General features: G+C 45.3%; 4 protein-coding genes, 19 tRNA genes and 3 rRNA genes. 23 read left to right on the top strand and 3 right to left on the bottom strand.

Features of this window, described 5'->3' with window-relative positions; genetic code table 11:
* Nucleotides 1-179: 179 nt before the first annotated feature.
* Nucleotides 180-1,382: a PQQ-binding-like beta-propeller repeat protein gene (locus tag BK585_RS12250; RefSeq protein WP_170885569.1), complete on the top strand. Its 1,203-nt coding sequence runs from the start codon at nt 180-182 to the stop codon at nt 1,380-1,382.
* A gap of 65 nt (nt 1,383-1,447) precedes the next feature.
* Here the strand turns inward: BK585_RS12250 and BK585_RS12245 are convergent, their stop codons facing one another.
* The 3 genes from BK585_RS12245 to BK585_RS12235 all read right to left on the bottom strand — a co-directional run bounded on the left by BK585_RS12245 (nt 1,448) and on the right by BK585_RS12235 (nt 3,997).
* Entirely contained in the window at nt 1,448-3,001 is a 1,554-nt protein-coding gene (locus BK585_RS12245; RefSeq protein ID WP_078553698.1) for an ABC-F family ATP-binding cassette domain-containing protein, read from the bottom strand.
* A 155-nt stretch (nt 3,002-3,156) separates the two neighbouring features.
* Nucleotides 3,157-3,306, bottom strand: a complete 150-nt coding sequence (locus BK585_RS12240; protein ID WP_078553697.1) for a YjcZ family sporulation protein — start codon at nt 3,304-3,306, stop codon at nt 3,157-3,159.
* Nucleotides 3,307-3,832: 526 nt separating this feature from the next.
* Nucleotides 3,833-3,997, bottom strand: a complete 165-nt coding sequence (locus BK585_RS12235; protein ID WP_245805825.1) for a methionine aminopeptidase — start codon at nt 3,995-3,997, stop codon at nt 3,833-3,835.
* A gap of 489 nt (nt 3,998-4,486) precedes the next feature.
* On the opposite strand from BK585_RS12235, the gene BK585_RS12230 reads away from it, so the two are divergent.
* From BK585_RS12230 to BK585_RS12125, 22 genes are all read left to right on the top strand, one after another.
* Nucleotides 4,487-6,039: ribosomal RNA gene (locus BK585_RS12230) — 16S ribosomal RNA — on the top strand.
* Nucleotides 6,040-6,515: 476 nt separating this feature from the next.
* Nucleotides 6,516-9,468 (top strand): 23S ribosomal RNA (locus BK585_RS12225).
* Nucleotides 9,469-9,569: 101 nt separating this feature from the next.
* Nucleotides 9,570-9,685 (top strand): 5S ribosomal RNA (gene rrf, locus BK585_RS12220).
* Together the 16S, 23S and 5S rRNA genes with 19 tRNA genes alongside form the textbook arrangement of a ribosomal RNA operon.
* Nucleotides 9,686-9,836: 151 nt before the next feature.
* Nucleotides 9,837-9,912: transfer RNA gene (locus BK585_RS12215), tRNA-Ala, on the top strand.
* Between the two features lie 10 nt (nt 9,913-9,922).
* A tRNA-Ser gene (locus tag BK585_RS12210) sits at nt 9,923-10,015 on the top strand.
* 90 nt (nt 10,016-10,105) lie between these two features.
* Nucleotides 10,106-10,182 (top strand) — tRNA-Met (locus BK585_RS12205).
* Between the two features lie 23 nt (nt 10,183-10,205).
* Nucleotides 10,206-10,281, top strand: a tRNA-Asp gene (locus BK585_RS12200).
* 18 nt (nt 10,282-10,299) lie between these two features.
* Nucleotides 10,300-10,375, top strand: a tRNA-His gene (locus tag BK585_RS12195).
* A gap of 5 nt (nt 10,376-10,380) precedes the next feature.
* Nucleotides 10,381-10,455, top strand: a tRNA-Gln gene (locus BK585_RS12190).
* An 8-nt stretch (nt 10,456-10,463) separates the two neighbouring features.
* Nucleotides 10,464-10,538, top strand: a tRNA-Gly gene (locus BK585_RS12185).
* 16 nt (nt 10,539-10,554) lie between these two features.
* Nucleotides 10,555-10,629: transfer RNA gene (locus BK585_RS12180), tRNA-Cys, on the top strand.
* 30 nt (nt 10,630-10,659) lie between these two features.
* Nucleotides 10,660-10,745: transfer RNA gene (locus tag BK585_RS12175), tRNA-Leu, on the top strand.
* A 43-nt stretch (nt 10,746-10,788) separates the two neighbouring features.
* Nucleotides 10,789-10,865, top strand: a tRNA-Arg gene (locus BK585_RS12170).
* A gap of 97 nt (nt 10,866-10,962) precedes the next feature.
* Nucleotides 10,963-11,036, top strand: a tRNA-Gly gene (locus BK585_RS12165).
* Nucleotides 11,037-11,061: 25 nt separating this feature from the next.
* Nucleotides 11,062-11,138 (top strand) — tRNA-Ile (locus BK585_RS12160).
* A gap of 3 nt (nt 11,139-11,141) precedes the next feature.
* Nucleotides 11,142-11,217, top strand: a tRNA-Asn gene (locus BK585_RS12155).
* A gap of 3 nt (nt 11,218-11,220) precedes the next feature.
* Nucleotides 11,221-11,311: transfer RNA gene (locus BK585_RS12150), tRNA-Ser, on the top strand.
* A gap of 7 nt (nt 11,312-11,318) precedes the next feature.
* Nucleotides 11,319-11,393: transfer RNA gene (locus tag BK585_RS12145), tRNA-Glu, on the top strand.
* Nucleotides 11,394-11,693: 300 nt separating this feature from the next.
* Nucleotides 11,694-11,769, top strand: a tRNA-Val gene (locus tag BK585_RS12140).
* A 5-nt stretch (nt 11,770-11,774) separates the two neighbouring features.
* A tRNA-Thr gene (locus tag BK585_RS12135) sits at nt 11,775-11,847 on the top strand.
* 24 nt (nt 11,848-11,871) lie between these two features.
* Nucleotides 11,872-11,947 (top strand) — tRNA-Lys (locus tag BK585_RS12130).
* Nucleotides 11,948-11,977: 30 nt separating this feature from the next.
* A tRNA-Leu gene (locus tag BK585_RS12125) sits at nt 11,978-12,059 on the top strand.
* The last annotated feature ends 320 nt before the right edge of the window (nt 12,060-12,379 follow it).

Below are 12,379 nucleotides of genomic sequence, written 5' to 3'. Positions count from 1 at the left end.
TTTTTTTTTTTTGCATAGAAAAGGACGTTATTGTTCGTTTCTTATCCATTACCTAAAAATGATTTAATTTTATGTTAGAATCATTGAAATTCCTTCTATTAGGAATGAAAATAGGACAAATGGTGGATTTCTCTTTGAAAGCGCTTCGATACAGTATCACTATGAAAGGAGCGTTGTACATGAAAAGGAATTTTATAATCATTTTGTTCATTTTGATGTTAACGATTACCGCTTGCTCAGCAAATAGTGGTAATCAGATGAAAGACGAGAGTGCTGAAGTGGAAGAAGTACCAACAGAGCGGATAGAAGAGGAACAAGAAGTAGTGGAAGAAGTCGAAGAGGTAGTACTGAAGCAATTATCGGTTGAGTCCATTTATGAAACTGGAGATGCGATTTATTCATCACCATTAATTATTGATCAAGTCCTTTATGTGGGAAGTAATGATGGAATATTGTATGCTATTGATCTCAAAACAAATGAGGCGGTATGGCAGTTTGATACTGAAAAAGAGATTCGTAGTGAAATTGTTGGGGAAGATACTTTATTTGTAGCTGCAGAAGGAGTCCTATATGGGATTGATCGTCTAAGTGGCAAATTGGTATGGTCACATGATCCTGGCTATGACGAGGAACAAGTGTCACGGAATGATGAATGGGATTACAGGGATGCTTCCCCGTTACTGCATGAGGGCCTTGTCTATTATGCAACGGATGCAGGTGATATTCTGGCGCTAAATCAAGAAACAGGGGAATTAATATGGGAATATCATTCCCCGAAAGAGGCCGCTATTCGAACAACACCCATTATAAAGGGTGGAGTTGTATATTTTGCTGATTATAGAGGGGATATTCATGCAGTCGATATACAATCAAAAGAATTAGTATGGACCTATGCAGGGTCAAGTCCACAAACCGCTTCGATGCTTCTGGAAGGAGATACGCTTATTGTCGGAGGGAGGAATACGGATGTTATTGGGATTGATATCGAAAATGGAAAAGAGATTTGGTATTATACGGATGAAGTTGGATCGTGGTTTACAGGTGAGCCTGTGCTAACAGATGGATTGCTTTATATTGGAGGGTCAGACGCTAGACGCGTATATGTCATTGATCCAAGTGATGGAGAAGTGGTTCAGTCGTATCCTTCAAATTACAATATATTTGCAGAGCCTTTGATAAAAGACGAAACCATCTACTTTTTTGATATGAATGTCCGAGCTAATCCGCTTGAAGGAGGAATCCATGGCTACCATTTAGAAGGGGATAAGGTAGCTGAAGAGGCTATTGGAAAAGGTGTAGTAGCTAATGGTGTACTTTCAGACAATGTGATATATGTAGGTGGAATTGATGGAAATATTTATAAAATAGAAGGAATAGAGTAAACAAGAAGGGTGGGATAAAAGCTTTGTTTTTTAAGCTTATGTCCCACCCTCTTAAATCTATTCAGTTAAACTAATTTTGTCGTCCAAGACTCGCAGTTCCAAACATCAGTTACGATGTCTTCATAAAATTCAGGTTCATGAGAAATTAACAAGATGCTTCCTTTATATTCTTTTAACGCTCTTTTTAATTCATTTTTAGCATCAACGTCTAAATGATTAGTAGGCTCATCTAATACTAGGATATTCGTTTCGCGATTAATTAATTTACATAATCGAACTTTAGCTTTTTCACCACCGCTCAGTACAACAATTTTACTTTCGATGTGTTTAGTTGTGAGGCCGCATTTTGCCAAGGCTGCCCGCACTTCCGCTTGATTCAGTGAAGGGAAAGTTTGCCACACTTCTTCAATACAAGTATTATTCGAGCTTTTTACTTCTTGTTCAAAATAACCAATCTCTTGATATTCGCCTTTTTCAATGTGACCGGACAGTGGGGGATTTAAACCCAAAATACTTTTTAATAGCGTTGTTTTCCCTATGCCGTTTGCTCCGACAAGCGCTATTTTTTGACCTCGTTCCATCCGAAGGTTTAATGGTCTTGAAAGAGGCTCATCATAACCAATCACTAATTCTTTTGTTTCGAAAATCAGCTTACTTGTTGCTCTCGCTTGCTGAAAATGGAATTCTGGTTTTGGTTTTTCTTTCGCTAATTCAATGACATCCATTTTATCTAATTTCTTTTGACGCGACATCGCCATGTTTCGAGTAGATACACGTGCTTTATTTCTTGCCACAAAATCTTTAAGTTGAGAAATTTCTTGCTGTTGCTTTTTATAAGCTGATTCTAATTGTTGTTTTTTCATTTCGTGGACTTCTAAGAAATGATTATAGTCTCCGACGTAACGATTCAATTCTTGATTTTCCATATGATAAATAATATTAATTACACTGTTTAAAAACGGGATATCATGCGAAATAAGAATAAAAGCATTTTCGTATTCTTGTAAATACCTTGTCAGCCATGTGATATGCTGTTCGTCCAGGTAGTTAGTGGGCTCGTCTAACAATAAGATATCGGGTTTTTCCAATAATAACTTTGCTAATAAGACCTTTGTTCGCTGTCCGCCACTTAAATCTTCTACGTCTTTCTCTAGTCCAATGGCATCTAAACCTAGACCGCGTGCAATTTCTTCAACTTTCGCATCTATTGTATAAAAGTCATTATTTGTTAGTGTATCTTGGATGCTTCCGACTTCTTCTAACATTTTTTCAAGTTGTTCAGGAGTGGTGTCTCCCATTTTATCGTATAATTCATTCATTTCATTTTCGAGGTCGAGTAAATACTTAAATGCACTTTTTAACACATCACGCATCGTTTGCCCGCGTTCCAACACAGTGTGTTGGTCGAGATAGCCTACGCGAACCTTTTTAGACCATTCTACTTTTCCTTCGTCGGGCATTAATTTGCCTGTAATGATATTCATAAAGGTTGATTTACCTTCTCCATTTGCACCGATTAATCCAATGTGTTCGCCTCGCAATAAACGAAAAGAAACATCGTGAAAAATTGCTCTGTCTCCAAAGCCGTGACTTAAATTCTTTACTGATAATACACTCATTTATATAACACCTTTCTTTTTTATACTACAATATATCCTCCATTATCTTATCATAAGTACCGCTTTTCGTCTTTTAGCTTTTAAATGTAGTATGTACTTGTTCTAACGTACACTAAAAAAAGGGCACATAGAAGCGCGCCCTTCTCAACAGTGCATTACTTAGAAGTCCAAGATGCACCGATTATTACTAGCAAGATGAACAATACTACAACTAACGCAAAACCGCGTCCAGCACCATGCCCTGCAACTGGTGTAGCTGGCATTCCTGCACCATATGGGTAACCTGCTCCGTAACCGTAATGCATAATCTAACACCACCTTTCGAAACGGGTTACTTTATTATTATGTAACACTATAAAAAGTGTTTATATTAAGAGTTAAAATGGGCGCATTTTTTTTATAAAAAAAAGACCAAGCTAGTAAGGCTTGTTCTGAGTTTAAGTCTTTATAAATGAGGTATATATAAAAATATACTAAGCATTAAGAAGTAAAACAGAAATCAGGAAGCTCATTGAAAACTAGATAACTATCATGCATTGGGTTTTACTCAGGCATTATACAGATGTCGCATGTAACGATTTTAAATGTTCAAGAATTCTTTGCCTTTTATATAGATGAAATATAGTGTTGTGGTTTGGGAGTTAGTTTCGGTGAATGGAAGTTGGTTGTTCAGAACAGATATGAAACGGCTAGGCCATTTCAAGGTCAGCTATACTAAAAATGATATTTTCAGGCAGAGGAATTCTTTTTATATAGATGAAGTAAAACTCAATGCGGTTATCTAGTCAAAAAAGAGAGTACAGATTGTTAAAACGTACTCTCCATTTTTCGTTACATTTGACTAGACCATTCTGAAAAATTTCCAGTACCGTTACAGCCAGCGCACTCATAACTAGTAGTGAAGTAATGTTCTGCTGGATAGACCATAAAACCTTTTCCGTGACAATCTGGGCATAAATCAAGTGTTTTCATATTTTCGATTTTTTTCTGCTTCATATCCATAAGCCAACTTGATATTGCTTTTATCATAGAGGGATTCACCTGCTTTTTATTAGTATTTTTGTATATTACGCTCGTTTTCATACGTTTTTTTAAAAGACAAAGATTTATTTTAATTAATCTTGAACTACAATAAATATTATGCTATATTATTACTTGTCACTTTTGAGTTAGTTTTTATAAGTGGAAATAATGCTTGTAATTGTAATCAAAGTTTGTTAGTATTATTTTTGTCGCTTTTTTTGAAATTACATTTTTGATAGTGTTCTCCTGTTTTTACCAGTTGATATATTATTGATGAAATGGTATTATTAGATTCTTGTCGCTAAAACGACTTGAACAAATAGCTCTTTGAAAACTGAACAGAACAAAGCCAAGCGAAAGAGATTCATGATATCTCATTGCCATTGCAAAATGGCAAACCCGTCATTGTAAAATGACAAAAAGTTGCGAAAGTAACACTTTTATGAGCTTAATCAACTCACTTTTATGGAGAGTTTGATCCTGGCTCAGGACGAACGCTGGCGGCGTGCCTAATACATGCAAGTCGAGCGGACTGTTTAAAAGCTTGCTTTTAAACAGTTAGCGGCGGACGGGTGAGTAACACGTGGGCAACCTGCCCTGTAGACTGGGATAACACCGAGAAATCGGTGCTAATACCGGATAACTTTGAGGTCACATGACCTCAAATTAAAAGATGGCTCCGGCTATCACTACAGGATGGGCCCGCGGCGCATTAGCTAGTTGGTAGGGTAATGGCCTACCAAGGCGACGATGCGTAGCCGACCTGAGAGGGTGATCGGCCACACTGGGACTGAGACACGGCCCAGACTCCTACGGGAGGCAGCAGTAGGGAATCTTCCGCAATGGACGAAAGTCTGACGGAGCAACGCCGCGTGAACGATGAAGGCCTTCGGGTCGTAAAGTTCTGTTGTTAGGGAAGAACAAGTGCCGTTCGAATAGGTCGGCACCTTGACGGTACCTAACCAGAAAGCCACGGCTAACTACGTGCCAGCAGCCGCGGTAATACGTAGGTGGCAAGCGTTGTCCGGAATTATTGGGCGTAAAGCGCGCGCAGGCGGTCTTTTAAGTCTGATGTGAAAGCCCACGGCTCAACCGTGGAGGGTCATTGGAAACTGGGAGACTTGAGTGCAGAAGAGGAGAGTGGAATTCCACGTGTAGCGGTGAAATGCGTAGATATGTGGAGGAACACCAGTGGCGAAGGCGACTCTCTGGTCTGTAACTGACGCTGAGGCGCGAAAGCGTGGGGAGCAAACAGGATTAGATACCCTGGTAGTCCACGCCGTAAACGATGAGTGCTAGGTGTTAGGGGTTTCGATGCCCTTAGTGCCGAAGTTAACACAGTAAGCACTCCGCCTGGGGAGTACGGCCGCAAGGCTGAAACTCAAAGGAATTGACGGGGGCCCGCACAAGCAGTGGAGCATGTGGTTTAATTCGAAGCAACGCGAAGAACCTTACCAGGTCTTGACATCCTTTGACCACCCTAGAGATAGGGCTTTCCCCTTCGGGGGACAAAGTGACAGGTGGTGCATGGTTGTCGTCAGCTCGTGTCGTGAGATGTTGGGTTAAGTCCCGCAACGAGCGCAACCCTTGATCTTAGTTGCCAGCATTCAGTTGGGCACTCTAAGGTGACTGCCGGTGACAAACCGGAGGAAGGTGGGGATGACGTCAAATCATCATGCCCCTTATGACCTGGGCTACACACGTGCTACAATGGATGGTACAAAGGGCTGCAAAACCGCGAGGTTGAGCGAATCCCATAAAACCATTCTCAGTTCGGATTGTAGGCTGCAACTCGCCTACATGAAGCCGGAATTGCTAGTAATCGCGGATCAGCATGCCGCGGTGAATACGTTCCCGGGCCTTGTACACACCGCCCGTCACACCACGAGAGTTTGTAACACCCGAAGTCGGTGAGGTAACCTTTTAGGAGCCAGCCGCCTAAGGTGGGACAGATGATTGGGGTGAAGTCGTAACAAGGTAGCCGTATCGGAAGGTGCGGCTGGATCACCTCCTTTCTATGGAGTAATACTCTAGTCGAAGTTCAAACCTTGTGTTTGAACTATAGCTTGCGCTTTGTTCGTTCAGTTTTGAGGGAGTTATCTCTCAAGTAAGAATATGCAGTGATGCCTTGTGCTCCTGCGCGCTCCTTGCGTCGCTTTCTCGTCGCAAAGCTGCACGTAGTAGTTTCGAGTAGCTTATCAAGAAGGTAAGCAAATTAGCTGCTTTGATCTTTGAAAACTAGATAGTAATGCATTGAAATTGAAGTTTTACCGGATCAACATCTATTGATGTTGAGAAGAGAGAACTGAGATAGTCAAGAATTCTTCAATCGTCTTATGTCAATCTATTGATTGACAGTTAATTACAGATGGATTAGAAACAAGGAGTTCGAGGAAGTGAAGTTTTGAGGAGCGGAGTGTACGTTTAACGGGTACTCGAGCACCGCAGAAGCGAAACTGACGAAGAAATCCGCTGTTTATAAGCCAGCTGAGGTTAAGTTAGAAAGGGCGCACGGTGAATGCCTTGGCACTAGGAGCCGACGAAGGACGGGACGAACACCGATATGCCTCGGGGAGCTGTAAGTAAGCTTTGATCCGGGGATTTCCGAATGGGGGAACCCACCATCCGTAATGGGATGGTATCCATATCTGAATACATAGGATATGAGAAGGCAGACCTGGGGAACTGAAACATCTAAGTACCCAGAGGAAGAGAAAGCAAATGCGATTTCCTGAGTAGCGGCGAGCGAAACGGAAACAGCCCAAACCAAGAAGCTTGCTTCTTGGGGTTGTAGGACACTCTATACGGAGTCAGAAAAGAACGGGGTAGATGAAGCGGTCTGGAAAGGCTGGCCAAAGAAGGTAACAGCCCTGTAGTCAAAACTTCGTTCTCTCCAGAGTGGATCCTGAGTACGGCGGGACACGTGAAACCCCGTCGGAATCCGGGAGGACCATCTCCCAAGGCTAAATACTCCCTAGTGACCGATAGTGCACCAGTACCGTGAGGGAAAGGTGAAAAGCACCCCGGGAGGGGAGTGAAAGAGATCCTGAAACCGTGTGCCTACAAGTAGGTGGAGCCCGTTAATGGGTGACAGCGTGCCTTTTGTAGAATGAACCGGCGAGTTACGATTACGTGCAAGGTTAAGCTGATGAGGCGGAGCCGTAGCGAAAGCGAGTCTGAATAGGGCGTTTTGGCAATGGATACATTGCCATAGTACGTGGTCGTAGACCCGAAACCGTGTGATCTACCCATGTCCAGGGTGAAGTTCAGGTAACACTGAATGGAGGCCCGAACCCACGCGTGTTGAAAAACGCGGGGATGAGGTGTGGGTAGGGGTGAAATGCCAATCGAACTCGGAGATAGCTGGTTCTCCCCGAAATAGCTTTAGGGCTAGCCTCGAGGGAAGAGTATTGGAGGTAGAGCACTGATTGGACTAGGGGCCCCCACAGGCTTCCCGAATTCAGTCAAACTCCGAATGCCAAATGCTTATCCTCGGGAGTCAGACTGCGAGTGCTAAGATCCGTAGTCAAGAGGGAAACAGCCCAGACCATCAGCTAAGGTCCCAAAGTATACGTTAAGTGGAAAGGATGTGGAGTTGCACAGACAACCAGGATGTTGGCTTGGAGGCAGCCACCATTGAAAGAGGGCGTAGTAGCTCACTGGTCGAGTGACTCTGCGCCGAAAATGTACCGGGGCTAAACGTATCACCGAAGCTATGGATTGTCCTAACGGACAGCGGTAGGGGAGCGTTCTGCGTGCAGCGAAGTCAGCCCGAGAGGACTGGTGGAGCGCGTAGAAGTGAGAATGCCGGTATGAGTAGCGAAAGGAGGGGTGAGAGGCCCCGCCGTCGAAAGCCCAAGGTTTGCTGAGGAAGGCTCGTCCGCTCAGGGTAAGTCGGGACCTAAGCCGAGGCCGAACGGCGGAGGCGCTGGACAACAGGTTGAAATGCCTGGACCACCTCCTCACCGTTTGAGTAATGGGGGGACGCAGTAAGGTAGGGTAAGCGCACTGATGGATATGTGCGTCTAAGCAGTTAGGCTGGTGAATAGGCAAATCCGTTCACCATAAAGGCTGAGCTGTGATAGCGAGGGACATTAAGTACCGAAGTTCCTGATCCTACACTGCCGAGAAAAGCCTCTAGCGAGGTGAGAGGTGCCCGTACCGTAAACCGACACAGGTAGGCGAGAAGAGAATTCTAAGACGCTCGGGAGAACTCTCGTTAAGGAACTCGGCAAAATGACCCCGTAACTTCGGGAGAAGGGGTGCTCTGATAGGGTGCAAGCCCGAGAGAGCCGCAGTGAAAAGATCCAAGCGACTGTTTAGCAAAAACACAGGTCTCTGCGAAGCCGTAAGGCGAAGTATAGGGGCTGACACCTGCCCGGTGCTGGAAGGTTAAGAGGAGGGGTTAGCCGCAAGGCGAAGCTCTGAATTGAAGCCCCAGTAAACGGCGGCCGTAACGATAACGGTCCTAAGGTAGCGAAATTCCTTGTCGGGTAAGTTCCGACCCGCACGAATGGTGTAACGATTTGGATACCGTCTCAACGAGAGACCCGGTGAAATTATATTACCTGTGAAGATGCAGGTTACCCGCGACAGGACGGAAAGACCCCATGGAGCTTTACTGTAGCTTGATATTGGATTTTGGTACAGTTTGTACAGGATAGGTAGGAGCCGTGGAAGCCGGAGCGCTAGCTTCGGTGGAGGCGTCGGTGGGATACTCCCCTGACTGTACTGAAATTCTAACCTCGAGCCGTAATCCGGTTCAGGGACAGTGTCAGGTGGGCAGTTTGACTGAGGCGGTCGCCTCCTAAACAGTAGCGGAGGCGCCCAAAGGTTCCCTCAGAATGGTTGGAAATCATTCGAAGAGTGCAAAGGCATAAGGGAGCTTGACTGCGAGACCTACAAGTCGAGCAGGGACGAAAGTCGGGCTTCGTGATCCGGTGGTTCCGCATGGAAGGGCCATCGCTCAACGGATAAAAGCTACCCTGGGGATAACAGGCTTATCTCCCCCAAGAGTCCGCATCGACGGGGAGGTTTGGCACCTCGCTGTCGGCTCATCGCATCCTGGGGCTGAAGTAGGTCCCAAGGGGTGGGCTGTTCGCCCATTAAAGCGGTACGCGAGCTGGGTTCAGGACGTCGTGAGACAGTTCGGTCCCTATCCGTCGCGGGCGCAGGAAATTTGAGAGGAGCTGTCCTTAGTACGAGAGGACCAGGATGGACACACCGCTGGTGTACCAGTTGTTCCGCCAGGAGCATAGCTGGGTAGCTACGTGTGGACGGGATAAGCGCTGAAAGCATCTAAGCGTGAAGCCCCCCGCAAGATGAGATTTCCCAGGGAGTTAATCCAGTAAGACCCCTTAGAGATGATGAGGTTGATAGGTCTCGGGTGGAAGCGTGGTGACACGTGGAGCTGAGAGATACTAATCGGTCGAGGACTTATCCTATAAATAAGACGAAGAATGACTCGAATGCATACTATCTAGTTTTGAGAGAATCAAAAATGGTTCAACTCAATCATGATTTGGTTACGCCAAATCGGAACTAGTCAAGTGACGATAGCGAAGAGGCCACACCCGTTCCCATGCCGAACACGGAAGTTAAGCTCTTCAGCGCCGATGGTAGTTGGGGGCTTCCCCCTGCGAGAGTAGGACGTTGCTAGGCTATATTAAAAAAACTAAAACCACGGGGCCTTAGCTCAGCTACGAGCAAGACATCTAGAGTTGACTACAAGTTGTTTCGACACATAGCCTTCTAGAGAAGCGAGTAGAGGAAGAAACAGGGACCTACATTGATTAAGCTTCATTAAAAATTCGGGGCCTTAGCTCAGCTGGGAGAGCGCCTGCCTTGCACGCAGGAGGTCAGCGGTTCGATCCCGCTAGGCTCCACCATATTTTTTGCGGAGGAATACCCAAGTCCGGCTGAAGGGATCGGTCTTGAAAACCGACAGGCGGGTTAAACCGCGCGGGGGTTCGAATCCCTCTTCCTCCGCCATATTTTCACTTCAGCAAAGAAGCATTACAAGAAGAGGAAGAGACACAAGCTCTTCGAAGAAATAACATCGTCTATTTACTTTCATACCATCGCGGGGTGGAGCAGTCTGGTAGCTCGTCGGGCTCATAACCCGAAGGTCGTAGGTTCAAATCCTGCCCCCGCAACCAAAAAACAATCTACAAATGTATTTGGTCCCGTGGTGTAGCGGTTAACATGCCTGCCTGTCACGCAGGAGATCGCCGGTTCGATCCCGGTCGGGACCGCCACTTTTAACGATATATATGGCGGTTGTGGCGAAGTGGTTAACGCACCGGATTGTGGCTCCGGCATTCGTGGGTTCGATTCCCATCAATCGCCCCATTTATTGGGCTATAGCCAAGCGGTAAGGCAACGGACTTTGACTCCGTCATGCGCTGGTTCGAATCCAGCTAGCCCAGCCATATTTTTTGCGGAAGTAGTTCAGTGGTAGAACACCACCTTGCCAAGGTGGGGGTCGCGGGTTCGAATCCCGTCTTCCGCTCCAATTTAGATATAGGCTTGGCGGCATAGCCAAGTGGTAAGGCACGGGTCTGCAAAACCCTTATCCCCCGGTTCGAATCCGGGTGCCGCCTCCAAAATTATATATTTACTTTGTTCTTGTACATGCCGGGGTGGTGGAATTGGCAGACACACAGGACTTAAAATCCTGCGGTAGGTGACTATCGTGCCGGTTCAAGTCCGGCCCTCGGTACTTAAATAATTTTTTAATAATTAGGCAAAACTAGTTATTATATGCGCCCGTAGCTCAATTGGATAGAGCGTTTGACTACGGATCAAAAGGTTAGGGGTTCGACTCCTCTCGGGCGCGCCATAAATCTCTACTTATGATTTTGAAATTGCGTAAATTCACAGTTTCATTCGTGTTATTCAAAATAGATATAAAATAATAAATAATCTTTATTCAAAATGCGGGTGTAGTTTACTGGTAAAACCTCAGCCTTCCAAGCTGATGTAGTGGGTTCGATTCCCATCACCCGCTCCATTTTTGTGTTTAAAATGTATGATATGGGCCTATAGCTCAGCTGGTTAGAGCGCACGCCTGATAAGCGTGAGGTCGATGGTTCGAGTCCATTTAGGCCCACCATATTCCACAGTAGCTCAGTTGGTAGAGCAATCGGCTGTTAACCGATCGGTCGCAGGTTCGAGTCCTGCCTGTGGAGCCAAATGGAGAAGTACTCAAGTGGCTGAAGAGGCGCCCCTGCTAAGGGTGTAGGTCGCGTAAGCGGCGCGAGGGTTCAAATCCCTCCTTCTCCGCCATGATGATGGCCCGTTGGTCAAGCGGTTAAGACACCGCCCTTTCACGGCGGTAACACGGGTTCGAATCCCGTACGGGTCACCAATAAATATCTATATTAAAAAAATTAGCATTTGTAAATACTACGGAGGATTAGCTCAGCTACAAGCGATACATCGTGAGTAAACGACGAGTTGTTTCGACGGATAAACGTCCTTGGAGTACGGGAAGAGGAAGAAACAGGGTACTACTATGAATTAGCTTCATCAATACTGCGGAGGATTAGCTCAGCTACAAGCGTAACATCATGAGTAAGCGACGAGTTGTTTCGACGGATAAACGTCCTTGGAGTAAGGGAAGAGGAAGAAACAGGGTACTACTATGAATTAGCTTCATCAATACTGCGGAGGATTAGCTCAGCTGGGAGAGCACCTGCCTTACAAGCAGGGGGTCGGCGGTTCGATCCCGTCATCCTCCACCATATATGCCGGCCTAGCTCAATTGGTAGAGCAACTGACTTGTAATCAGTAGGTTGGGGGTTCAAGTCCTCTGGCCGGCACTCTTGAGTTTCATAATATATCTAGAGCCATTAGCTCAGTTGGTAGAGCATCTGACTTTTAATCAGAGGGTCGAAGGTTCGAATCCTTCATGGCTCACCATATTAAGGTATTTTAAGATAATACCACTACGCGGGTGTGGCGGAATTGGCAGACGCGCTAGACTTAGGATCTAGTGTCTTATGACGTGGGGGTTCGACTCCCTTCACCCGCATTAGCTTAAATCCAAATGTCCCTAATAGGGCATTTTTTTTTGGAGAAAAGTCTTACATTAAAATCGTTCATTGTTGGATTTTAAGAATTCACTTGAAGAGTGAAAAGCAAAAATAGAAGCAAGGTTTTTAGTATAAGTCATATCGAAAATGCACTTTTCATCATATACATGAAGTATAAGACAATCACTCACGACCATACACATGGAGAGAGAGGAGAGTGTTACGATGCTAAAGGCAATCGATTGGCAACTGGTTGGCTTCGTTGGCGTTTCTTTGCTTCAGGATTATGTACGATTTGTACAGTATCCACGCATGTACT

The sequence above is a fragment of the Bacillus alkalicellulosilyticus genome (assembly GCF_002019795.1).
GTDB lineage: Bacteria > Bacillota > Bacilli > Bacillales > Bacillaceae_F > Bacillus_AO > Bacillus_AO alkalicellulosilyticum.
This window is presented reverse-complemented; position numbering and strand designations above follow the sequence as displayed.